The 24321-nt window shown below is 61.7% G+C and carries 21 protein-coding genes; 6 read left to right on the forward strand and 15 right to left on the reverse strand.

Annotation, left to right across the window (positions count from 1 at the left end; translation table 11 throughout):
* Both Q8L50_RS15360 and def read left to right on the forward strand, forming a co-directional pair.
* The coding region (locus Q8L50_RS15360) for a helix-hairpin-helix domain-containing protein (RefSeq protein WP_305349509.1) at positions 1-775 on the forward strand (775 nt) is incomplete at its 5' end.
* An 84-nt stretch (positions 776-859) separates the two neighbouring features.
* Entirely contained in the window at positions 860-1396 is a 537-nt protein-coding gene (gene def / locus Q8L50_RS15365) for a peptide deformylase (RefSeq protein ID WP_305349510.1), read from the forward strand.
* Between the two features lie 70 nt (positions 1397-1466).
* On the opposite strand, the gene Q8L50_RS15370 is transcribed toward def, so the two are convergent.
* The 8 genes from Q8L50_RS15370 to map all read right to left on the reverse strand — a co-directional run bounded on the left by Q8L50_RS15370 (position 1467) and on the right by map (position 10183).
* Entirely contained in the window at positions 1467-1883 is a 417-nt protein-coding gene (locus tag Q8L50_RS15370) for an OmpA family protein (RefSeq protein ID WP_305349511.1), read from the reverse strand.
* Between the two features lie 208 nt (positions 1884-2091).
* A complete protein-coding gene (locus Q8L50_RS15375) occupies positions 2092-2310 on the reverse strand; it encodes a hypothetical protein (RefSeq protein WP_305349512.1) in 219 nt (72 codons plus the stop codon).
* Positions 2311-2408: 98 nt separating this feature from the next.
* The gene (locus Q8L50_RS15380) at positions 2409-3464 is read right to left on the reverse strand and encodes a hypothetical protein (protein ID WP_305349513.1); all 1056 of its coding nucleotides are present in this window, start codon (positions 3462-3464) and stop codon (positions 2409-2411) included.
* A 301-nt stretch (positions 3465-3765) separates the two neighbouring features.
* On the reverse strand, positions 3766-3951 hold the full coding sequence (locus Q8L50_RS15385; RefSeq protein WP_305349514.1) for a hypothetical protein: 186 nt from the start codon (positions 3949-3951) through the stop codon (positions 3766-3768).
* A 223-nt stretch (positions 3952-4174) separates the two neighbouring features.
* Entirely contained in the window at positions 4175-5917 is a 1743-nt protein-coding gene (locus tag Q8L50_RS15390) for a TRAP transporter large permease subunit (RefSeq protein ID WP_305349515.1), read from the reverse strand.
* A complete protein-coding gene (locus tag Q8L50_RS15395) occupies positions 5914-6495 on the reverse strand; it encodes a TRAP transporter small permease subunit (protein WP_305349516.1) in 582 nt (193 codons plus the stop codon). Before Q8L50_RS15395 ends, Q8L50_RS15390 begins: the two co-directional genes overlap by 4 nt.
* Before the next feature lie 150 nt (positions 6496-6645).
* Entirely contained in the window at positions 6646-9285 is a 2640-nt protein-coding gene (locus Q8L50_RS15400) for a [protein-PII] uridylyltransferase (RefSeq protein WP_305349517.1), read from the reverse strand.
* Between the two features lie 28 nt (positions 9286-9313).
* Entirely contained in the window at positions 9314-10183 is an 870-nt protein-coding gene (map, locus tag Q8L50_RS15405; RefSeq protein ID WP_305349518.1) for a type I methionyl aminopeptidase, read from the reverse strand.
* 155 nt (positions 10184-10338) lie between these two features.
* On the opposite strand from map, the gene purL reads away from it, so the two are divergent.
* Positions 10339-14397, forward strand: a complete 4059-nt coding sequence (gene purL, locus Q8L50_RS15410) for a phosphoribosylformylglycinamidine synthase (RefSeq protein WP_305349519.1) — start codon at positions 10339-10341, stop codon at positions 14395-14397.
* A gap of 3 nt (positions 14398-14400) precedes the next feature.
* On the opposite strand, the gene Q8L50_RS15415 is transcribed toward purL, so the two are convergent.
* From Q8L50_RS15415 to Q8L50_RS15445, 7 genes are all read right to left on the reverse strand, one after another.
* Entirely contained in the window at positions 14401-15135 is a 735-nt protein-coding gene (locus Q8L50_RS15415; protein WP_305349552.1) for an ABC transporter substrate-binding protein, read from the reverse strand.
* Positions 15136-15415: 280 nt separating this feature from the next.
* Positions 15416-16201 carry a peptidylprolyl isomerase gene (locus Q8L50_RS15420; protein ID WP_305349520.1) on the reverse strand — a complete coding sequence of 262 codons (786 nt, stop codon included), beginning with the start codon at positions 16199-16201 and terminating at the stop codon, positions 15416-15418.
* Between the two features lie 63 nt (positions 16202-16264).
* Complete coding sequence (locus Q8L50_RS15425; RefSeq protein WP_305349521.1) at positions 16265-16555, reverse strand: BolA family transcriptional regulator; 291 nt, start codon at positions 16553-16555, stop codon at positions 16265-16267.
* A complete protein-coding gene (locus tag Q8L50_RS15430; protein WP_305349522.1) occupies positions 16552-17172 on the reverse strand; it encodes a septation protein A in 621 nt (206 codons plus the stop codon). The genes Q8L50_RS15425 and Q8L50_RS15430 overlap by 4 nt, the downstream gene beginning before the upstream one ends.
* A 27-nt stretch (positions 17173-17199) precedes the next feature.
* Complete coding sequence (gene msrB, locus Q8L50_RS15435; RefSeq protein ID WP_305349523.1) at positions 17200-17607, reverse strand: peptide-methionine (R)-S-oxide reductase MsrB; 408 nt, start codon at positions 17605-17607, stop codon at positions 17200-17202.
* 33 nt (positions 17608-17640) lie between these two features.
* Complete coding sequence (locus tag Q8L50_RS15440; protein WP_305349524.1) at positions 17641-19119, reverse strand: YdiU family protein; 1479 nt, start codon at positions 19117-19119, stop codon at positions 17641-17643.
* A gap of 43 nt (positions 19120-19162) precedes the next feature.
* A complete protein-coding gene (locus Q8L50_RS15445) occupies positions 19163-19852 on the reverse strand; it encodes a Crp/Fnr family transcriptional regulator (RefSeq protein WP_305349525.1) in 690 nt (229 codons plus the stop codon).
* Between the two features lie 208 nt (positions 19853-20060).
* Here Q8L50_RS15445 and Q8L50_RS15450 point away from each other — a divergent pair, with 208 nt between their 5' ends.
* The 3 genes from Q8L50_RS15450 (at position 20061) to Q8L50_RS15460 (ending at position 24320) form a co-directional block, all read left to right on the forward strand.
* Positions 20061-21689 (forward strand): 3-(methylthio)propionyl-CoA ligase, encoded by a 1629-nt coding sequence (locus Q8L50_RS15450; protein ID WP_305349526.1) that lies wholly within the window; start codon positions 20061-20063, stop codon positions 21687-21689.
* A 328-nt stretch (positions 21690-22017) separates the two neighbouring features.
* Positions 22018-23202 (forward strand): branched-chain amino acid ABC transporter substrate-binding protein, encoded by a 1185-nt coding sequence (locus tag Q8L50_RS15455; RefSeq protein WP_305349553.1) that lies wholly within the window; start codon positions 22018-22020, stop codon positions 23200-23202.
* Between the two features lie 83 nt (positions 23203-23285).
* Complete coding sequence (locus tag Q8L50_RS15460; protein ID WP_305349527.1) at positions 23286-24320, forward strand: branched-chain amino acid ABC transporter permease; 1035 nt, start codon at positions 23286-23288, stop codon at positions 24318-24320.
* Position 24321 lies beyond the last annotated feature (1 nt).

Genomic DNA, 24321 nt, shown 5'->3' on the forward strand with positions numbered 1-24321 from the left:
TGAAGAAGGCGAAGCCGACTACCGTTGCACCGGTGGCCTTTTCTGCGGCGCCCAGCGCAAGGAAGCCATCCTGCATTACGCCCACCGGCGTGCGGTGGAGGTCGAAGGCCTGGGCGACAAACTGGTTGAGCAGATGGTCGACGCCAACATCATCCGCACCTTGCCAGACCTCTACAAGCTGGGCCTGACGGCCCTGGCCGGGCTGGACCGCATGGCCGACAAGTCCGCGCAGAACCTGCTGCAGGCGCTGGAAAAGTCCAAGACCACCACCTTGCCGCGTTTTCTCTTCGGCCTGGGCATACGCCATGTGGGCGAAGCCACGGCCAAGGAACTGGCGCGCCATTTTGGCAAGCTCGACGCCATCATGGACGCCACAGAAGAGCAGTTGCTGGAGGTCAGCGACGTCGGCCCCATCGTCGCCAAAAGCCTGCGCACCTTCTTCGACCAGGCGCACAACCGCGAGGTGGTCGAGCAGTTGCGCGCCTGCGGGGTGAATTGGTTGGAGGGCGAACCGGCTGCCCGTGCGCCGCAGCCGCTGTCGGGCAAGACCTTTGTGATTACCGGCACTTTGCCAACGCTGAGCCGGGACGATGCCAAAGACCGGGTGGAAGCCGCCGGCGGCAAGGTGGCGGGCTCGGTCAGCAAAAAAACCGATTACGTGGTGGCGGGCACCGAGGCCGGCAGCAAGCTGACCAAAGCGCAGGAGCTGGGCGTGGCAGTGATTGACGAAGCGGCCTTGCTGGCCCTGCTGGATGCGGGGCCGCATTCGCCCTGAGCCCGGTTGGTTGATACCGCGTCTTCGGCCCAGAGCGTGACCGACGGGCAGGCACGATGGGTTTAGCGCCGCGATAATCGGCTCATGACCATCCGCGAAATCCTCAAAATGGGCGATCCGCGCCTGCTGCGCATTGCGCCGCCCGTGACCGTATTCGACTCCGACGGGATCCACCTGCTGGTGTCCGACATGTTCGAAACCATGCGTGCGGTCAGCGGCGCTGGCCTGGCTGCTCCGCAGATCGGCGTGGACCTGCAACTGGTGATTTTCGGCACCGATGCGGTCAACCCGCGTTACCCGGACGCGCCGCTGGTGCCGCGCACCGTGTTGCTGAACCCGGTGATCACGCCCCTGTCGGACGAAGAGGAAGACGGCTGGGAGGGTTGCCTGTCGGTGCCCGGCCTGCGCGGGCTGGTGCCACGTTACTCACGTATCCGGTACACCGGTGTAGACCCGTACGGTGACCCGATTGACCGCACCGTCGAGGGTTTTCATGCCAGGGTGGTGCAGCACGAATGTGACCATCTGATCGGCCAGTTGTATCCGATGCGCGTTCGGGACTTTACGCAGTTCGGCTTCACCGAGGTGCTGTTTCCCGGGCTGGATGCGGCCGATGACTGAGTCTTGCAGCCCATCGGGGGGGGGGGCGGTTCAGCAGAACCCCGGCAGGGGTGACCGTCCGGTCAGGATTTCAGGCAGTTTTCAGCGGCGCGGAGCCCAGGACAGCCTTCCACCAGGCTGGCGCCCCCGGCGCGGGAATCAGCTTGGCTGCCAATTCGTCGGCTGAACAATATTCGATATTGGCGCGCCGCCGGTAGAGCGGTGCCTTGCTGCCTTCATCGAGCACCGGGGTCGCTGACCCCTTGCTGTGTCCGGTGATCTGGCTGGCGCGTGCACCTGCCCGTATCAAGGCGCGTGCCACGGCGCGGCTGCGGCGCTCACCGATCAGCCAGCAATAACGCTGGCTGCCGGTACCCCAGGTATGGCCGGAGACCAGCGCAAACCGTTCAGGATTTTCACGAAGGTAATCGGCGTGGGCCTGAATCAAGGGCAGAAACTCCGCCTGCAACTCATGGCTGTCCGGTTTGAAGAAGACGCGTCTGGCCAAGGGACGACGGTCGGGAGCCGAGGCCAAGGAGTGCCTGAGAGTCTCCTCTCCCGACATAATTTCTGTGTAGCGACTCTTCATGTTGGCCTCCTGTGGCAGTGGGTGACAAGGACAGCTGACCACCCCAGCAAGGCGCAACTACATTGATGGTTTACATAACATAAATTATGTAACTCGTTGATTATTATAAAGATTACTACTTTATTTGTCAACCGGCGTGGAGGCTGGCGGCTCGGGCGGCAGGCCCAACGGCAAGCATACGGGCCAAGTTGCCCAGCAGCCCAAGGATTCGCAGAGGCGAATAGCCTTGGGCGTTGCGCCCGCGCTTGGTGAGTTCACCGATAGACCTTGCTCGGTTGACGGATGCCCGCGCGTTGTCGGCGCCGATTAAATCGGCCAGTTTTTGATGGGTGTTCTTATTAGCCATGGTGGGCTCCCTTGCTATTTGCCATGGTGCGAGGTTTGAATTGCTACGCTTTTGGTAGCTGCTCGCGCATATTCCACAAAGGCTAGAGGCCTATTTAACTATGGCCTCTCGATGAGGCTGCGCAATGCGGCGCTGCCCGTGGGCAGATAGAACAAGAGGCCAATGGCCTGCACTTGCCAGTCTTCGGTGCTGGTCACGCGTTTGAAGCCTGTCATCACGCAATCGGTGGTACGTACTTCGCCTGCGCCGGGTGGGTTGCCCAGTATTTGGGTGTACGGTGCGAGCCCTTCTTTGGTCAGCACGAGGTAGGCCCGCGCGCGCGGAATGGGGGCAATGGGGTCTACGCCATCAGGGCGAAAGCCCATGCTGAACTCCGCCGCAGGGGGCGCGGCTTCAAAAGCAATCTGCGGGGTGAATTCCGAACGAATGACGGAGCCGTTGGATTGCGCCCAGTGCAGGCGCAGGTAGGGTGGTGGCTCTTTGGCGGACCACATCAGGTGCACGTCATTGCCATGGGTGCAGTAAACGGGGTGCGCGGTGGATTGGTCTTTGGGCCACTGCCCACCTTGGCGCAGTTCTACCCGCACCAGCCGCATATCGGGCGCGCCAATAAGCGACTGGGTGTAGATGAGCCCGGCGCCCGCCAGGTTGTAGCGCTGCACAGGTTGCACTTGGTGTTCCAGCGGCGGGTTGTCCGCCGGCACCTCGCGGCGCTGGCCGATCTCGCGCGAAGCGGCATTCAGAGGCCCTTCCATGGCGAAGTAGGCGGTGCCCGGTATCGCCAGAATGGCCAAACCGGTGACCCCTAGCGCAAGGCTTTCCAGCACCGTAAGCACCGGGCGCACTCGCCGCCCCACCAGCACATGGCTGCCAAACCACACCAGTGGAGCCAGCGTATACAGTGAAAGGATGAAAAGGCCCAGTGCCGCGGGGCCTCCCACCGCACGTGCAGGCACGATCACGATGGCAACCGTTGGAAGTGCCGCAAGGATGGACATCAGCCGAACCGACAGCCAGCTGCCAACCCGGGCGCTGGGCTTGAAGTAGCGGCTTTCCAGCCAGAGCAGGCCCAGCATCAATGCCAACAGCCCTGCCGCAACTTGCCACCAGATCTGCTTTTCTTCGGGCGGCATGCGCGCGAAGGTGTCCAACATTTGTTGCCAATCCATGAGGAGCCTCTCTGGTGGTTTGGGTAGCAAACACTGCTCGCCCGATGTCATCGGGCATAAGCATAAAGGACAAGCTGAACGTCAAGTACGGGGTTATTGGCCGGTGCCACAATGGCGTCCACCATTTTTATACCCATGTGCGTTGACCAGCAGCGTGGAGACGGGAGCGCCAGGAAGGCGGCGGCGAAGAGACCACTGGGTTTGCCGCCACTCATTGGAAGGGAAGGGTGGTCAAACAGCTTGCGTATGCCAAAAGAAAGTCTTGACGTAAGACCGCGTGCCGTGCTCAGGAAGACAATGCTTCCAGCAGTTCGGTTTCAATCGCTATCTGGGCTCGGTGCTGCTGCAATTCAGGTCCGTCGATCAGGAAGGTGTCTTCCACGCGTTCGCCCAGGGAGGGGCACTTTGGCGAACTGCAGATTGATGCGGTGCCGGACCAGGGCGCGTGCCACGGCGTGGCTACGGCGCTCACCGATTAACCAGCAGTGCCTTTGGCTGCCCCTGTGCCCCTGCCATGCCTGGAGACCACGGCAAACCGGTCAGGATTTTCATGAAGGTATTCGGGCGGCGGTCTGGTGTCGAGGCCAGGGAGTGTCTGAGCGACTCCTCTCAGTTGGCCTCTAGGCAAGGGGGTAAACATATTAATGTTCTACATAATATAAATGATGCAAGCTATTGATTAGCATATATATTATTTATTTATCAACCGGCGCGGAGGCTGGCGGCTCGGGCGGCAGGCCAAACAGGGCATTCATGTCCATCGCTGGACCGGTCTGGTACTCACCGCCAGGTGCCATCTCCAGCATCCGCTCAGAGATCACGCCCTGCTTGAGTTTGACCTTGGCGGCATGGGCCCGTTCGCCAATAACCAGTTGCGGGTACGCGATGATCAGGCCCAGCAAAACAACCTGTATCGCAATAAAGGGCAGGGCACCCGCGTAAATCTGGCCGGTGGTGATGCGAGCGATTTTTTGGCCGGTTTCGGCGTCCACATAGTCTTCCGAAGGAGCGACGCTGCGCAGATAGAACAGGGCAAAGCCGAATGGCGGCGTCAGGAAGGAGGTCTGCAGGTTGATACCGATCAGGACGCCGAACCAGATCAGGTCGATTTCCAGCTTGTTGGCAATCGGTGCCAGCAAGGGCAGAAGAATGAAGGCAATCTCGAAAAAGTCCAGGAAAAACCCGAGCACGAAAACCATGGCGGTCACGGCGATCAGAAAGCCGGTGCTTCCGCCCGGCAACTTGTCGAACAGGTGTTCCACCCAGACATTGCCGTCCACGGCCTGGAAAGTCAGGCTGAACACCGTGGCGCCCAGCAGAATGAAGAGCACAAACGCAGCCAGTTTGGTGGTGGCCAGCAGGGCGTCGATGGCCTGATTGATATCCAGGCGCCGGCGCGCGACGGCCAGGATGAGGGCGCCCACCGCGCCCATGGCGCCGCCCTCTGTTGGCGTGGCGATTCCCAGAAAGATGGTGCCAAGCACCAGGAAGATCAGTAGCAGGGGTGGGATCAGCACGAAAGCCACACGCCGTGCCAGCCTGGACAACCAGCGAGTTCCCAGTAGCGTGTCGGCGAGCGCCGCAAAAAAGGCAAAAAGCACGCCACCGGCCAGGGCGACCATGACCAGTTCGTCCTTGGGCGCGTCCACGTTCCGGTCGATGGCCTCCAGCACGTACGGATAAAAATGCAGCGCCAACCAGCCCGCAACGCAGCTGAGGGCGGTCAGGACCAGCAGCGAGCGCGATCCACTCGCGCCATCCGCCTCCTTGTAGATCAGGGCCTCGGGGGGGAGCGCCGGCAGCATTTTGGGAAACACCAAGGCCATGATCACCACCAGGGCCGCATAAGCCCCGATCAGCATGACTGCGGGTAGCAAGGCGCCGGCATACATCTCGCCGACGCTGCGGCCGAGCTGGTCGGCCATCACGATCAGCACCAGCGAAGGTGGAACCACCTGTGCCAGGCTGCCGGCCGCGGTGATCACGCCGCTGGCCACACGCCGGTCGTAACCGTAACGCAGCATGATGGGCATGGAGATCAGCCCCATGGCAATGATGGACGCCGCCACCACACCGGTGGTGGCGGCCAGCAGCGAGCCGACCACCACGACGGCCAGTGCCAGGCCTCCGCGCATGCGGCCGAAAACCTGCCCGACGGTCTCCAGCAGGTCCTCGGCCATACCGGAACGCTGCAGCACCAGGCCCATGAAGGTGAAAAAGGGAATGGCCAACAGCGTCTCGTTGGACATGATGCCCAGCATGCGCAGAGGCAGGGCCTGCATCAGGCTGGGCGGCAGCATGCCGAGCTCTATGCCGATGAAGCCGAAAACCAGCCCGCAGGACACCAGGGCAAAGGCGACAGGCACACCGCTGACCAGAAACAGCGCCAGGCAGCCGAACATGATGGGCGCCATGTTGAGCATGATCCACGCGGTCATGCTGCGTCTCCCGGCGTCTTGCCACCGAAGCGAAATGTCGGCAGGTCGGCCTCACTGCTCAGGGCTGTGCTTCGGTGGCCGGTCAGGAAAGCCAGCCGTTTGACGGCTTCGGAGAGCACTTGCAGGGCGAGCAGCGAGAAGCCGAGCGGTATACACAGGTACACGGGCCAGCGGATCAGGCCGCCCGCGTTGTAGGACATCTCGCCCGATTCCCAGGCCTGGTAGAAAAACTCGCTGCCGAGAAAAATCAGGAGCACGCAGGCGGGAAGGATAAGGAGCAGGAAGGCCAGCAGGTCCACCCAGGCGCGCGTGCGCTCGGAAAAGAATTGCGAGATGGCGTCGATCCGCACATGTTCGTTGACCAGCAGCGTGTAGGCGGCGGCGCCCAGGAAGGCGGCAGCAAACAGATACCACTGGATCTCCAGCCAAGCGTTGGAGCTGGCGTCAAACAGCTTGCGCGTCCAGGCATTGCCGGCGCTGATCAGGATGGAGGCCAGAATCAGCCAGATGCAGCTGCGACCGATTTTTCGGTTCAGGATGTCGATGCCAGCAGACAGCCGGAGCAGCGATTTCACCATGGTGTTCCTCCTTGGGAGTGGGTTCCCACGACGAGGCGCGGCAGGTACACAAAGTCTTGTTATTCTTTTATAACTCTTTGTGCTGACAAGCTATGAATTATATATTTCCTGAGGATAAAAGCAAGGCCGCCTCAGAGTGCCGCGCCGCGCTCAGGAGGACAAGGCTTCCAGCAGCTCAGTCTCGATGGCGATCTGCGCCTTGTTGTGCTGCAGCTCCGGGCCATCGATCAGGAAGGTGTCTTCCACACGTTCACCCAGGGTGGTGACTTTGGCAAGCTGCAGGTTGATGCGGTGCCGGGCCAGCACGAGGGCAATCGAATAGAGCAGCCCGACGCGGTCGCTGGCCGAGACGCTGAGCAGCCAGCGCTGGGCTTTTTCGTCAGGTCGCAGGTCCACACGCGGCGTGATCGGAAAACTTTTGACGCGGCGCGATACCCTGCCTTTACCCGGCGCCGGGAGTGGCCCGTTTTCTTCAATCGCGCGGTCCAGATCGGCCTCCACCATGGCCACCAGCTCGCGGTAGTGGTCGGCCAGCGTGGGGCTGACAACCTGAAAGGTATCCAGCGCATAACCGGGCGAACCCTTGTGCGGTCTGGCCGTGTGCACCTTGGCATCGAGAATGCTGAAACCGGCCTCTTCAAAATAGCCGCAGATGCGGGCAAACAGATCTGGCGCATCCGGCGTGTACACCAGTATCTGCAGGCCTTCGCCAGTGGCTGAACGCCGTGCCCGCACAATACATTTGGCGCTGCCGACATGGCGCGAAAGCTGGCGCGCATGCCAGGCGATGTCGCCCGCTTCGTGGCGCATGAAATAACTGACGTCAAGGGAGTCCCACAAGGCCTTGTGCGCCTCAAACGGCTCGGCATGCAGCGCCAGGATGGTCAGGGCCTCACGCTTGCGGGATTCCACCTCGGCGTCTGCGTCGGGCGCACGGCCACCCAGCACACGCAGGGTGTAGCGGTACAGGTCTTCCAGCAGCTTGCCTTTCCAGGCGTTCCAGACCTTGGGACTGGTACCGCGTATGTCTGCCACGGTCAGCAGGTAGAGGGCGGTCAGGTAGCGTTCATTGCCGACGCGTTTGGCAAAACCGGCGATGACCTGCGGGTCGCTCAGGTCTTCTTTCTGGGCGATGCGACTCATGGTCAGGTGTTCGCCGACCAGAAATTCGATCAATTGAGCGTCGGCGGCGGCAATGCCGTGCTGGCGGCAGAACACCCGCACATCGCGGCAGCCGAGCTCTGAATGGTCGCCGCCGCGACCCTTGGCGATGTCGTGGAACAACGCGGCAATATAGAGAATCCAGGGCTTGTCCCAGCCTGCGGCGAGTTGTGAACACGCCGGGTATTCGTGGGCGTGTTCGGCCATGAAGAAACGCCGAACATTGCGCAATACCATCAGGATGTGCTGGTCGACGGTGTACACATGGAACAGGTCGTGCTGCATCTGCCCGACAATTTTGCGGAACACCCAGAGGTAACGGCCCAGTACCGAGGTCTGGTTCATCAGGCGCATGGCGTGGGTAATGCCGACCGGCTGCTGGAGGATCTGGCGGAAGGTGTCCCGGTTGACCGGATCCCTTCTGAAACGCGCGTCCATCACGCTGCGCACGTTGTACAGCGCCCGCAGGGTGCGCGCCGACAAGCCCTTGACGCCCACCGTGGTCTGGTAAATCAGGAAGGTTTCGAGAATGGCGTGGGGGGTTTTCAGGTACAGGTCATCGCTGGCGACCTCGATCATGCCGTCCTTGTTCAGGAAGTTTGCGTTGATGACTTGCGGGGTATGGCCGCTGGGGTACAGCCGCTCCTCGATGTTCAGCAGCAGGATCTGGTTAAGTTGGGTCACCGCCTTGGCGGCCCAGTAAAAACGCTTCATCAGCGCTTCGCTGGCGCGTGAAATGACGCGACCGTTGCCCTCCTGCGCCACCGTGACATAGCCAAAAGACTCTGCCACCACGGTCTGCAGGTCAAACACCAGGCGGTCTTCGCGCCGTGCCGCCACCAGGTGCAGGCGCGCGCGTATCAAGCCCAGCAGCGCTTCATTGGCCTTGATCTGGCGCACTTCAAACGCGGTGGCCAGACCGCTCTGCGCCAGATCGTCCCAGGACTTGCCCAGCCCCGCCGCACGCGCCACCCACAGGATGACCTGCAGGTCGCGCAGGCCACCGGGTGACTCTTTGCAGTTGGGCTCCAGCGAGTAGGGCGTGTTTTCAAACTTGTTGTGGCGCTGGCGCAGCTCCAGCGTCTTGGCCACAAAAAAGGCCTGCGGGTCCATCGCGGCGTCCAGGCGCTGGACCAGCGCCGCGAACAGGGTTTTGGAGCCCGCCAGCAGCCGCGCCTCCAGCAAGGATGTCTGAACCGTGACATCTTTGGCGGCTTCTTCGGCGCAATCGCTCAGGGTGCGCACGCTGGAGCCGATCTCCAGCCCGGTGTCCCAGCAACTGCCAATGAATTTTTCGATGCGGCTGGTCAGGTCGGGGTTGGCGCCCACGGCGACGGCGTCAGGCAGCAGCAGCAGGACATCCACATCTGAATGCGGAAACAGCTCGCCCCGGCCAAATCCGCCCACCGCCACCAGCGAGCAGGCGGCGGGAAAACCGGCGCGCAGCCAGAGCCGGCGCAGGGTGGTGTCGGTGTGCCGCGCCAGCCGGTGCAGCAGGCTGCGCAGGCCACGCGTGGAGGAACCGCTGTTGGCCAGCGAAACCAGCAGGGCTGCTTTGCCGGCCCGGTATTGCTCGCGCAAGGCCAGCGCTTCGGCGCTCAGGGAAGAAGAGGGCAGCGTGGACCGCATGCGGGGCAGACCGGCCGGTGGCGCCGGTTCAGGCGGCTGAATCGGCGGTGGAGACGCTTGCCTCTGGCGCTACAGCCCGCAGCGGCACAGAAGGCACAAATTCAGGGATCGGCGGGCTGCCGGCCGACAGAGTCAGGACCTCGTAGCCGGTTTCGGTCACCAGCACCGTGTGCTCCCACTGCGCCGACAGGGAATGGTCGCGCGTGACGATGGTCCAGCCGTCTTTTTCGGGGCCGTCCTTGATCTCGCGTTTGCCGGCGTTGATCATCGGCTCTATGGTGAAGGTCATGCCGGGCTTGAGCTCTTCCAGCGTGCCGGGTCGGCCGTAATGCAGCACCTGGGGTTCTTCATGGAAGCGCTGGCCAATCCCGTGGCCGCAAAATTCGCGCACGATGGTGAAGCCCTGCTTTTCGGCAAACACCTGGATGGCGTGCCCGATGTCGCCCAGCCGCGCGCCGGGTTTGACACGCATGATGCCGTGCCACATGGCTTCATACGTCACCTTGCACAGGCGCCGGGCCGCAATCGACACGTCACCAATCAGGTACATGCGGCTGTTGTCGCCAAACCAGCCGTCTTTGGTGATGACAGTGACATCAATGTTCATGATGTCGCCCTTGCGCAGCGGTTTGTCGTTGGGGATGCCGTGGCAGACCACATGGTTCAGCGAGGTGCACAGGGAAGCCGGGTAGGGCGGATAACCGGCTGGCTGGTAGCCCAGGGTGGCCGACACCGTGCCCTGCACGTTGACCATGTAGTCGTTGGCCAGCTTGTCGATCTCGCGCGTGGTGACACCGGCTTTCACGAAGGGTGTGAGGTAGTCCAGCACTTCGGACGCCAGTTTGCAGGCAACCCGCATGCCTTCAATGCCGGCCGCGTCTTTGTACGTAATACTCATGCCGCGATTATCCCACTTGGGCTCTGAACAGGCGGCGACGGCGGCCATCGCTGATAAAATTCAGGGTTAACGAGTACCCCGGCAGGCCCGCAGCGCTGCCAAACCCCCGGCGGGCCTGCGCGGCCCCGCCGACAACCAACAAGGCCACCGCCACCGTGACCCTGCACCTGACGACTTTCGAGGGCGATGCCCACGGTATCAGCGCCCTGAGCGACTTCCGCGTCCAGCAACTGCTTCCCCGCCTGCAAACCATAGAACCCACCATCAGCGGTATCAACGCACGTTTTGTGCACCTGGTGGCGACCGAAGCCGAGGCGGGTGACGAACTCAAGGCCCGCCTGGCGGCACTGCTCAGTTATGGTGAACCGGCTGCAGCGGCGGGTGAAGACAGTTTTTTGTTCATCGTCTCGCCGCGTTTCGGCACCGTCTCGCCCTGGGCTTCCAAGGCCACCGACATCGCCCACAACTGCGGGTTGGCCGTCAAACGCATCGAGCGCATCACCGAATACCGCGTCAGCCTCAAGTCCAGGTTTTTCGCCAAAGGTGCGCTGAGCGATACGCAGCGCGCCCAGGTCGAAGCGCTGCTGCACGACCGCATGACCGAAAGCGTGATGACTGACCGCGCGCAGGCTGCCGGCCTGTTCACTGAATTGCAGGGCGCGGCCCTGCAAACGATTGACGTGCTGGCTGGCGGCAAGGCAGCGCTGGAAGCCGCCAACAGCGAGTTCGGCCTGGCGCTGGCCGCCGACGAAATCGATTACCTGGTGACCGCCTTCACCGGCCTGCAGCGCAACCCGACCGACGTCGAACTGATGATGTTCGCGCAGGCCAACAGCGAACATTGCCGCCACAAGATATTCAATGCCGACTTCACCATCGACGGCGTGGCGCAGGACAAGAGCCTGTTCGGCATGATCCGCAACACCGAAAAGCTGCACCCACAGCACACGGTGGTGGCCTATTCAGACAACGCGTCCGTCATGGAAGGCCTGCCGGTTCAGAAGTTTTATGCAAAATCGGCCTCCAGCCCATATGCAGAAAGCGCAACCAGCTATCAAAGTTATAGCGATTTTGAGGGCGTGCTGACCCACGTGCTGATGAAGGTGGAGACGCACAACCACCCGACGGCGATCTCGCCTTTCCCCGGTGCATCCACCGGCGCGGGCGGCGAGATCCGCGACGAGGGCGCGACCGGGCGCGGCTCCAAACCCAAAGCCGGCCTGACAGGTTTTACCGTGTCGCGCCTGTTTGATGGCGACTTCGGGAAACCCGAACACATCGCCAGCCCGCTGCAAATCATGACCGAGGGCCCGCTGGGCGGCGCGGCCTTCAACAACGAGTTTGGCCGTCCCAATCTGGCGGGTTACTTCCGCGAGTACGAACAGACCGTGGGTGGCCAGCGCTGGGGTTACCACAAGCCCATCATGATCGCCGGTGGCGTCGGCACGATCGACGCGCGACTGACGAAGAAGATTTTGTTCCCGGCCGGCACGCTGCTGATCCAGCTCGGTGGCCCCGGCATGCGCATCGGCATGGGCGGCAGCGCGGCCAGCTCCATGGCTTCGGGCGCCAACGCGGCGCAACTCGACTTCGACTCGGTGCAGCGCGGCAACCCCGAGATCGAACGCCGTGCCCAGGAAGTCATCAACCAGTGTGCCCAGCTCGGCACCGACAACCCGATCCTCGCGATCCACGACGTGGGCGCCGGCGGCCTGTCCAATGCCTTCCCCGAACTGGTCAACGACGCCGGGCGCGGTGCGACGTTTGACCTACGCGCCGTGCCACTGGAAGAAAGCGGCCTGTCGCCCAAGGAAATCTGGAGCAATGAAAGCCAGGAACGTTATGTGATGGCGATTGCGCCGGAATCGCTGCCGGTGTTCCAGGCCTTTTGCGAGCGCGAGCGTTGCCCGTTTGCCGTGATTGGCGCGGCCACTGAGGAAAAGCAGCTGGTGTTGTCGGATGCCGACCAGGCATTACCGGTAGATATGCCGATGAATGTGCTTTTGGGCAAGCCGCCAAAAATGCAGCGCGATGTGACAACTGTCCGCCATGAGATCAAACCGATTGACCTGACCGGCGTGGACCTGCAGGCCAGCGCAATTGCCGTGCTCAGCCACCCAACGGTGGCGTCCAAACGTTTCCTGATCACCATCGGCGACCGCACCGTCGGCGGGCTGACGCACCGCGACCAGATGGTTGGCCCCTGGCAGGTGCCGGTCGCCGACTGCGCCGTGACCCTGGCCGACTACGCCGGGTTTGCCGGCGAGGCCATGAGCATGGGTGAACGCACGCCGCTGGCAGCGGTCAATGCCGCCGCCTCCGGACGCATGGCAGTGGCCGAGGCCATCACCAATTTGCTGGCCGCGCCGATTGAGTTGCCGCGTGTCAAGCTGTCCGCCAACTGGATGGCCGCGTGTGGCGAGCCGGGCCAGGACGCCGCGCTGTACGCCACCGTGAAAGCCGTCGGCATGGAGTTGTGCCCGGCGCTGGGTGTGTCGATTCCTGTCGGCAAGGACTCGTTGTCCATGCGCACGGTCTGGTCCGACGATGGCGCCAGCAAAAAGGTCACCTCGCCGGTCTCGCTGATCGTCAGCGCCTTTGCCACGCTGGCGGACGTGCGCGGCACGCTGACGCCGCAGCTTAACGCGCTAGAGGCCGACACGACCTTGATCCTGATCGATCTGGGCAAGGGCAAAAACCGCATGGGCGGCTCCATCCTGGCGCAGACGCTGGAGCTGGAAAACGGTGACGTGCCGGATCTCGACGATCCGAAAGACCTGGTCAACCTCGTCACCGCGATCAATACCCTGCGCGGCCAAGGCCGGCTGCTGGCCTACCACGATCGCAGCGACGGCGGCCTGTTTGCCACCGCCTGCGAGATGGCGTTTGCCGGCCATGTGGGTGTGTCGCTCAACATCGACATGCTGCTGGTCGAGGGTGATGGCATCCACGACAGCCGCATGGACACGGGCGACAGCAAAAACTGGGCATCGCAAGTCGGCGCGCGCCGCGAAGAACTGACCCTCAAGGCACTGTTCAACGAGGAGCTGGGCGCCGTCATCCAGGTGCGAACTTCGGTGCGCAACGAAGTCATGCAGACCCTGCGCGACCATGGCCTGTCGAAGTTCAGCCACTTTATCGGCAAGACGCGCCCGCAGCACGCCTCGCTCGACGTTGGCAAGGGCGAGGTGCAGGTCTGGCGCGACACCAAGGCTGTGTTCAGCGCGAAACTGCAGGACCTGCACCAGGTCTGGGACAGCGTGAGCTGGAAGATCAACCAGCAGCGCGACAACCCGACCTGCGCTGATCAGGAGCACGCCGCCGCTGGCAACCCGCTGGATCCTGGTTTGCACGTGTTTTTGGGATCAAATCAGGCTCCAGCCCTTTCACCAGCTGCGCAAACAGCTATAAAGTCGATAGCAAATATTGCCAGTCCGGCGCTGAACCTGACCCGTCCGAAAGTCGCCGTTCTGCGTGAGCAGGGCGTCAACTCGCATGTCGAGATGGCCTACGCCTTCACCCAGGCCGGCTTTGAGGCCTTCGATGTCCACATGACCGACCTGCAGGCCGGCCGCGCGCAACTGGCCGACTTCACGGGTGTGGTGGCCTGCGGTGGCTTCAGTTACGGCGACACCCTGGGCGCCGGCATCGGCTGGGCCCGCTCCATTACCTTCAACCCGGCGCTGTCGGCGCAGTTCCAGGCCTTCTTCGCTCGCACCGACACCTTCGGCCTCGGCGTGTGCAATGGTTGCCAGATGTTTGCCGAACTGGCAGACATCATTCCCGGCGCGGACGCCTGGCCGCGTTTCACCACGAATCGCAGTGAACGCTTCGAGGCACGCCTGAGCCAGGTGGAAGCTCTGGATTCGCCCAGCCTGTTTTTTGCCGGCATGGCCGGCTACCGCATGCCGATCGCGGTGGCGCACGGCGAGGGGTATGCCAATTTTGCGCACCGCGGCGATGCCGCCAAGGCGATTGCCGCCATGCGTTTCACCGACAACCACGGCCAGCCCACGGAGGCCTACCCGGCCAACCCGAACGGCAGCGCCGGTGGCCTGACTGCGGTGACGACGGCCGACGGCCGTTTTACGGCCATGATGCCGCACCCGGAACGCGTGTTCCGCAACATCCAGATGAGCTGGACACCGCTGGATGCCAACCAGCCCAGCCCGTGGATGGAACTCTGGCGCAATGCACGCCGCTGGGTGGGGTAAGACTCAGTTTTTCCCGGCGACGGGCGCCACCGCCGCGCCTTCGATCTTGTGCCGGGCCAATGCGTCAGCCACAAAACCGGAGGCCTTCATTTCTTCCACAAAGGCCGTGACGTAACGTGCACCGGCCTCGCGGCCCTTGGGCAGGCCCATGGCTTGCTGGATCACCATGAAGCGGCCATCGAGCAGGCGCAGGCCGGGCAGGCGTTGGGCATCGGCCTGCAGTTGCTGCTTCACGCCGGCCGCGACTTCGATGTTTTGCGCCAGAAAAGTGTCGGTGACCGCTGGCGAGGTGGCTGCCTTGACCAGCCTGGCATTTTTCAGCTCACGCGTCAGGTACAGGTCATAGGCGCTGCCGTTGCCGACCACGATGCGGTTGCCAGGGCGGTCCACTTCTGCGTTGCTTTTGATCGGCGAGTCGTTTTTCACCAGGTAGGCGCCTTCAATGATCACGTAGGGCGCGGTCTGGGCCATGCCCGCGCCGCGAACCGGGTCAATCGCGACAAAACCGATGTCCACCTGCGCGGCGGTGACTGCCTCGACCACCTTGCCGGCGGCAGGGAAGGTCACCAGCTCGACCGGCACGCCGAGGCGGCGCCCCAGTTCACGCGCCAGGTCCACCGACACGCCGCGGGCTTCGCCAGTGGCCGCATCTTTTGTCGCCAGGATGGGGTTGCCGAAGTTGATCGCTGCGCGCAGCTTGCCGGTAGGCGCCAGCTCGGCCACGGGCGCAGGCGGCATCGACGCACAGGCGGCAAGCAGGGCGCTCGTGAGGGTCACAAGGAGCGTGGCCGCCTGTCGGGCAGGGCCGGCAAGGAGGGTGTGGCGCAAGGCAGGCGTGTTCATGCAGGCATCCAGATGGTTGGTATGCCACCTATTTGACGCGAGCCACGCTGTGTGCGTCAACAGGGCAGACACCAGCAAGTTGCCGCAGTTCAGCGTTGCCATGAAAGCGGGGCTGCCATGAAAAAACGCGGCACCTGGCCGCGTTTTTTTTTTGAGTGCGGAGAAAGCGGGGGACTTACTCTACCTTGGCTTTTTCGCGCAGCCCCTGCTGGAAAGCCGCCAGTTTTTGCTGCTGCATCTGCTGTGCAATCTGCGGCTTCAGCTCTTCAAACGCTGGCAGTTTGGCGGTACGGATGTCGTCAATGCGAATGATGTGGTAGCCGAACTGGCTCTTCACCGGTGCGTCGGTCGTCTGGCCCTTGTTCAGCTTGATCATGGCCTCGGCAAACTCGGGCACGTAGCTGCTTGGGTTGGCCCAATCAAGGTCACCGCCGTTGGCGCCAGAGCCTGGGTCTTTGGAAGACTTCTTGGCGATGTCTTCAAACTTGCCGCCTTTTTTCAGGCTGGCAATGATGGCTTTGGCTTCGTCTTCCTTTTCCACCAGAATGTGCCTGGCCTTGTATTCCTTGCCGCCGTTGGCTGCAACAAACTTGTCGTACTCGCCTTTCAGGTCGGCATCGGTCACCGGGTTCTTCTTCTGGAAATCGGCAAACAGCTCCCGGATCAGGATGGCCTGCCGCGCCAGCTCCATCTGGACCTTGAAGTCATCGCTGGCCGCCAGACCCAGCTTTTCGGCCTCTTGCATGAAGACTTCGCGCGCGATCACTTCTTCCCGGATCTGGCCCTGCATCTCTGGCGTGACAGGCCGGCCTGTGCGTGCCAGTTGCTGCGCCAGCGCGTCCAGGCGGGTCTTGGGCACAGCCTTGCCATTGACGATGGCCACATTCTGGGCAAATGCACCCGAAGCGCCCAGCGCCATCAAGCCGGCAAGGGCGCTAGCGATCAAAAGTTTCTTTTTCATGGTTTCCTCAGGAATGAACCGGTGTGGGCGAAGGGGCAGACGCAAAAAGCGTCTGTCTGAAAATCACGGGGTTTCGATGATCTCGATGGCCAGCGCGTGCAGGCCCTCGTCAATGAAATTTTGCAGTGCATCATACACAAGCCGGTGGCGCGCCACGCGGCTCTTGCCCGCAAATGCCGGGCTGGCAATCCGCACCCGGAAGTGGCTGCCAAAACCCTGGGCATTGGCGCCAGCATGGCCCGCATGCTGGGCACTTTCGTCCAGCACTTCAAGCTGGCTGGGGTTCAGGCGTTCGCGCAGTTGTGCCTCTATGCGTGAAGCGTCGGCAGGAAGCGCGGTGCTGATGGCGGTCATGGCTCGGTCTTGATGTGTTTGTTCAGCAAAACCGCCTGCCCCAACACAAAGGCCAGCATCAGGCCCATGCCGCCAAACAGTTTGAAATTGACCCAGGTGGCGGTGGGAAAGGTAAATGCCACCCAGAGATTGAGCACACCCATGAGCGCAAAAAAGCCGACCCAGCTGTAGTTCAGGGTGCGCCATACCGGATCGGGCAAGGTCATTTGCGCGCCCATCAGAGACTTGATGCCGTTTTTTCCGAACCCCAACTGCCCGACCAGCAGCGCACCACCCATGACCCAGTACAGCACCGTGGGCTTCCACTTGATGAAGGCTTCGCTATGGAAATAAATGGTGGCGCCGCCCAGCAGCGTGACCAGGCCCAGGCTGACCCAAAGCATGGTGTCGATCTTGCGGCCACGCACGACCAGCCAGAGGATTTGCGCCAGGGTGGCGAGAATGACGACCACGGTGGCCAGCAGCACCGGCGCTTCGGCTGTGCCCACCACCCCGCCAGAGACCATGAAGCCCAGCCAGTCAGTGGCGGTGCGCGCGGCCCATTCGGTATTGCCTTCGGCATACTTGAACATGCCGAAAAAAAGAATGATGGGCAGGAAGTCGAAGAGAATTTTCATGGGGTGATTATCGGGGGAGCCAACAAGCTATTTGCGCGCGAAGTCGAGAGAGGCGGAATTCATACAGTAACGCAGGCCGGTGTCGGTCGGGCCATCGGGGAAAACATGACCCAGGTGTGCACCACACTGGCTGCAGACGGTTTCGGTGCGGGTCATGCCGTGGCTGCGGTCCACAATGTCGGTGATGGCGCCGGGCACGGCCTCGGAAAAACTGGGCCAGCCGCAGCCAGCGTCAAACTTGGTGCTGGCGTCAAACAGCAGATTTCCGCAGCAAATGCAGTGGTAGCTGCCGTCGTCCCAGACGGCCTCGTACTTGCCGGTGTAGGGGCGCTCGGTGGCCGCGTGGCGGGTGACTTCAAATGCGCCGCGTTCTGCACCTTTTTCGGCCAGCAGGGCCTTCCACTCAGCATCAGTCTTCTGGATTTTCACAGTCATGGCTCTACCTCTTGTGACGATTTTTGTGCTTGCTTACGAACTGCAGCTGATTTCAATCGATGCCGCCCAATCCGGCGGGAAACCGGCCAGACTTTCGTGGCCCGGATGCTCATCAAATGGGGCCTGCAGCAAGGTCAGCAAGGTGTTGACCACTGAAAAATCGTTTAGTTTCGCGGCCTGTATGGCCTGCTCGCCCAAATGGTTGCGTAACACGTACCGTGGATTATTCTTTAACATCAAATCGGCCCTCAGCCCTTTGTCCACCTGCGCAATCCGCTCTGAATACGATAGCGCCCAGGCATCGAACCCGGACCGGTCCATGAACAGGTCCCGCACCGCTTCACGCCCCTGCGCTGTGCCAAAAGCGCCCAGCCGGTGCCAGAATATCGTGTAGTCCACCTTGTCGGCTGCCAGTAGCTTGAAGGTGTTTTCGATCAGGCTTTTGTCATCGGTTCGGGTGTCCGGCAAACCCAGTTTGGCGCCCATGCGGGCCTGCAGGGCATCCGGAAACACGGTCTTATACGACTCCAGCGCGGCCAGCGCCTGCTCCTGCGAGTCCATCAGCGGCAGCAGGGCCTGGCCCAGGCAAAACAGGTTCCAGTAGGCGATGTTGGGCTGCTTGTTGTAGGCGTAGCGGCCCTGCGTGTCGGAGTGGTTGCAGATGTGGCCGGGGTCAAAGGCGTCGAGAAACTGGAAAGGGCCGTAGTCAATCGTCAGGCCCAGAATGCTCATGTTGTCAGTGTTCATCACACCGTGGCAAAACCCGACGGCCTGCCACGCGGCCACCATGTGGGCGGTGCGCTCGCTCACCGCCTGCAAAAGCGCCGCATAGGCCTGGGTGGTGTCCCGGCAGCGCGGGTAAAAGTTGTCGATGACGTAGTCCGCCAGGGTCTTGAGCTGTTGGTGCTGGTCGCTGTAGCTGAAGTGTTCGAAGTGGCCGAAACGGATAAAGCTGGGCGCGGTGCGTGTCACAACGGCTGCGGTTTCCATCTCCTCGCGGCGCACCCTGGCGTTCGATCCCGTCACACACAGCGCGCGGGTTGTGGGGATGCCCAGGCCATGCATGGCCTCGGAGCACAGGTACTCCCGGATCGAACTGCGCAGCACCGCGCGGCCATCACCCATGCGGGAATAGGGGGTGGCGCCTGCGCCCTTGAGCTGGATTTCCTGCGGTCCCAAAGCGGTGCTCAGTTCGCCCAGCAAAATGGCGCGCCCGTCGCCCAGTTGCCCGGCCCACTGGCCGAACTGGTGGCCGCTGTACACGCTGGCCAGTGGTTGCGAGCCTTCCAGGATGCGGTTGCCGGTGAAGACCTCCAGAGACTCCTGCGATGCGAACCACTGCTCTTGCAGCCCGAGCTCGCACGCGAGAGCCTCGTTACGACTGATCCAGCAGGGGGCGGGCAGTGGCGTGGGCTGGAGTTCTGTATAAAAATCCGATCCCAGCGTGGCGAAGCGGTTGTTCCATGCCTGACCCGGGATGGCCGCAAGCGATTCGTTGATGACGGCGTTCATCCCGTCATTGTCCTATGCGGCCAACAGCCGCGTGCATGAGGGGTTAAGGCCCCTCGGTGGCTGTGGCGTAGGCAGCCAGGGCATCCGCATCGAGTATCGTCACCCGCCCGAAATCCAGCGACACCAGGCCTTGCTCTTCCATGGACTTGAGGGCCCGGTTCACCGTTTGCCGTGACAGGCCGGCCAGATGTCCCAGTTCCTCCTGCGAAAGCACCAGCCGGCGCCTGCCGTGCCAGAACAGCCGGCTCAGGTACAGGGCAACACGTTGTTCCGGCGCGCGTAGCCGCCCGGCCTCAATGATGGTCATGGCCTGACCGAGGCGCCGGTTCAGGTGCCCGACCAGGAAATGGTTGAAGGGCAGGGAGTGCGCCAGCAGGTCGTCAAACTGTGCCCTCGGCAGGCACAGCAGCACCGTGTCGCGCAAGGCAATCACCTCGTAGCGGCGCCGCTCGGTCTTCAGGGTCGAGCCTTCGCCAAACCATTCGCCGTCCGGTACCCCCAGAAAAGCAGACACCCGCCCCTGTCCCGAGCTGCTTTGCAGCTTGACCAGGCCCGACAGAACGGCATACCAGCCCTTGACTTCAGCGCCGGCATGCAACATCACGTCTCCCTTGAGGCCCGCAAGGGTAAAAGTGCGCTCCGCTACATGGGCCTGTTGAGCTGGCGGCAACTGGGTGAACCAGTTGTGCTGCTGAAGAAAATGCGTGCTGGGTGCTGAGATATCCGGGAACATGGCAGTGATTTTCCGTCAGCTGCTCTTCTCAAGGGTAACTACCAAGAAACTGTATGCGCCGCGACAGGTTTTGCCGTGCGGGCGCAACATGGTCAAACTAGGCGCTCCAATTTGGCGAGTCATGCATACATGCGGGCATTCCCCCTGCAAGCCCGCTTGCTGCTGCGCGATACTGAAACCCCGAATGCCAGAAGAAAAGGAAACACCCATGCTGGGTTTAATGCAAGGCCAACCGCTGTTGATCTCCTCGTTGATCGATTTCGCCGAGCGCCACCACGGCGACGCGGAAATTGTCTCGCGCCGCGTCGAAGGCGATATCCACCGCTATACCTACCGGGACGTCGCGCGCCGCTCGCGCCAGGTGGCCAGTGCGCTGGATGCGCTCAAACTTCAGTTCAGCGACCGTATTGCCACCCTGGCCTGGAACGGCTACCGCCACCTGGAGCTGTACTTCGGGGTCAGCGGCTCGGGCCGCGTGTTGCATACGCTCAATCCGCGCCTGCATCCCGATCTGGTGTCGTGGATTGCGAACCATGCCGAAGACCAGGTGCTGTTTTTTGACATGTCTTTCCTGCCACTGGTGCAGGCTTTTCATGCCAAGTGCACCACCATCAAGCACTACATTGCACTGTGTGATGCGGACAAACTGCCCGAAGGCAGTGGCATCCCCAACCTCAGCAGCTACGAGGCCTGGATTGCCCCGCATTCGGCCGACTACCAGTGGCCGAGTTTTGACGAAAACTCCGCGTCCAGCATGTGTTACACCAGCGGCACCACCGGTAACCCGAAAGCCGCGTTGTACAGCCACCGCTCGACCATCCTGCACGCCTATGCGGCGGCATTGCCCGACGTGATGTGCCTGAGCGCACGCGACAGTATTCTTCCCGTGGTACCGATGTTTCACGTCAACGCCTGGGGTATCCCGTACTCGGCTGCTTTGACTGGCGCCAAACTGGTGTTTCCCGGCCCGGGCCTGGATGGAAAGTCGGTGTATGAGCTGATTGAAGGTGAAAAAGTCACTTATGCTGCCGGCGTGCCTACCGTCTGGCAGATGATGCTGGGCCACATGAAACCGGCCGGGCTGAAGTTCTCCACACTCAAACGCACGGTGATAGGCGGTTCTGCCTGCCCGCCTGCGATGATCCACGCCTTCCAGGAAGACTATGGTGTCGAGGTTTTGCATGCGTGGGGCATGACAGAAATGTCGCCGCTGGGGACCTTGTGTACGCTGAAAAACAAACACCTGGAGATGTCCAAAGACGAGCAGATGAAGATCAGGCTCAAACAGGGGCGGGCGATTTTTGGTGTGGACATGAAAATCGTCGACCCGGAGGGAAAGGAGCTTGCATGGGACGGCAAGGCTTTCGGCGATTTGCATGTCAAGGGGCCGTGGATCGTGGGCGAATATTTCAAGGGCGAGGGCGGCAACCCGTTGATCGACGGCTGGTTTCCGACAGGGGACGTGGCGACGATTGACCCCGACGGTTATATGCAGATCACCGACCGCAGCAAGGACGTGATCAAGTCAGGCGGCGAATGGATCAGTTCCATCGACATTGAAAACATCGCCGTGGCGCACCCCGCAGTGGCCATGGCTGCCTGCATTGGCGTGCGGCATCCCAAATGGGACGAGCGCCCGATCATCGCAGTGGTCAAGAAGCCGGGCGCAGAAGTCAGCCGTGAGGAGTTGCTTCAGTTTTATGAAGGCAAGACCGCCAAATGGCAGATTCCCGATGATGTGGTGTTTGTCGACGCCATTCCTCTGGGGGCGACAGGCAAGATGTTGAAAACCCGCTTGCGCGAACAACTAAAGGACTATCAGTTGCCCTCGTCCTGAAGTCAGGACAGCCTTGGGACCTGCACTGCTGCAGTGCAGAACGGGCAGTCCGGCTGTGGCGACACCGCTGTCGCATGGGCGATAGAAACCGGGCTGCTTAGGGGCATTCCCTGATCGCTGCACTGCACAAAACTTGTACGCTTGTTTCATTGTGATTACCTAGGAGACATTGATGACTTTTCAGATCAGACACCTCGCACTGGCCGCTGCTTTTGCATGCGCCGGTACCGTTTTTGCGCAGCCTGCTGCGCCAGCCAAACCGGCCGCACCCGCGGCCAAGGCTGCACCTGCGGCCAAAGCCGCTCCCGCCAAGGCAGCCGGCGCGCCGATGTTTGCACCCGGGCCGCTCAAAGGCCAGACCGTCAAGCTGGTCAGGATTGATCCCCTGACCGGGCTGCTGGGTCCAGTGGGCGTCGCCCAGACCAAGGGTTACCAGTTTTTTGCCGAAAAATACAGCGGAACCGGCAACCCTGCTGGCGTGAATTTCGAGTTCTCGACCATCGACAACAAGCTCAGCCCGGCAGAAAGCCTGAACGCGCTGAAAGCGGCCATTGATCAGGGCGTGCGTTACATCATCCAGGGCAACGGTTCCTCCGTCGCGCTGGCCCTGTCCGATGCAATCACCAAACACAATGAGCGCAACCCGGGCAAAGAGGTGATGTACCTCAATGACTCGGCGGTGGACCCGGACCTGACCAACAGCAAGTGCAGTTACTGGCACTTCCGTTTTGATGCCGATACCTCGATGAAGATGGAGGCGATGTCCAGCTTCATGGCTGGCCAGCCAGACATCAAGAAGGTTTATTTCCTGAACCAGAATTACTCGCACGGCCATCAGGTGGTGAAGTTCGGCAAGGATGCCCTGGCGCGCAAACGTCCGGACATCCAGATCGTCGGCGAAGACCTGCACCCGCTGGCGCAAACGCGTGACTTTGCTCCGTACATCGCCAAGATCAAGGCATCCGGCGCAGACACCGTGATCACCGGCAACTGGGGCTCCGACCTGTCGCTGCTGATCAAGGCCGCCAACGAGAACGGCTACAACGGCAAGTTCTTCACCTACTACGCCGGTGTCACTGGCACGCCAACCGCCCTGGGACAGAATGGCGCCGGACGTGTCTATCAGATCGCCTACAACCACTACAACATGGGTGGGCAGATGGAAAAGTGGATGACGGAGTTCAACGCCAAGTACAACGACGACTTCTACACCGGCTCCACCATCCGTATCTATGAAATGTTGGGCGCGGCCATGGCCAAGGCCAAGTCCACCGACCCTGTCAAGGTGGCGGCGGCGATGGAAGGCCTGCGTGTGCAGAGCTTCAACGGAGAGGTGGAGATGCGCAAGGCAGACCACCAGCTGCAGCAGCCGCTGTACATGTCGGTCTGGCAAAAGGCAGATGCCAAAAACCCTTACAGCCCTGAGAAAACCGGCATGACCCTGGCGATGCTGAAGGAGTACCCGAACTACATTTCGAGCACTCCGACCAGCTGCCAGATGAAGCGTCCGTAAACACCGACGCCTGAAGAGACAGAGCCCGAGCGGGTTGCCGTATCGGGCTCTTTTATTTTTATCGACGAGGAAGGTCAAGCTGAATGGAGTTTTTCATCATCTCGATGCTGAACGGGCTGAGCTACGGGCTTTTACTGTTCATGCTCAGTTCCGGGCTGACGCTGATTTTCAGCATGATGGGCGTGCTGAACTTCGCGCACGCCAGTTTTTACATGTTGGGCGCCTATGTGGGTTACACCGTGGCCCAGTTTGTCGGGTTCTGGCCCGCCTTGTTGATTGCGCCGCTGGTGGTGGGCGGGCTGGGCGCGCTGTTTGAGCGTGTCAGCTTGCGCAAGGTGCACAAGTTTGGTCATGTGCCAGAGCTGCTGATCACTTTTGGCTTGTCTTATGTGATCGTGGAGCTGGTGCAGCTGATCTGGGGCCGCATTGCGGTGGAGTTTCGCCCGCCAGAGGTACTTCAGGGGCCGGCCTTCACGCTGATCAACGATTCGATCAAGGGTTTACGCCTGATCTGGGGCAGCGCGCCCGCCGAACTTTGCAGCACTGCCGATGCGGCGGTACGCATCGTCTGTTCGCCGTTTCCCGCCACGCGCGGTTTCATGATGCTGGTGGCCGTGATCATGTTGGCTTCCGTCTGGCTGCTGCTGACCCGTACGCGCATTGGGCTGGTGATCCAGGCCGCGCTGACGCATCCTGACGCGGTCGAATCGCTGGGACACAACGTGCCTCGCGTCTTCATGCTGGTTTTTGGTGCCGGTTCCGCGCTGGCGGGCCTGGCAGGTGTGATTGGCGGCAGCACTTTCCTGACCGAGCCGGCCATGGCGGCTACCGTGGGTTCTGTCATCTTCGTGGTGGTGGTGGTCGGTGGCATGGGTTCGTTGTCGGGTGCGTTTGTGGCCTCCCTGCTCATAGGTGTGATCCAGACATTTGCTGTGGCCTTCGACTACTCACTGGCTACCCTGGCGGAGCAACTGGGCGTGCCACTCGGTGCTGCCGTGGCCAACAACTCCTACATCAAGCTCACCTTGTCCCAGGTGGCTCCCATCCTGCCCTACCTGTTTCTGGTGCTGATCCTGATCTTCAGGCCGCGCGGTTTGCTCGGCAAGCGGGAGGGATAAG

Source organism: Polaromonas sp. (assembly GCF_030680935.1).
Lineage (GTDB): Bacteria > Pseudomonadota > Gammaproteobacteria > Burkholderiales > Burkholderiaceae_C > Polaromonas.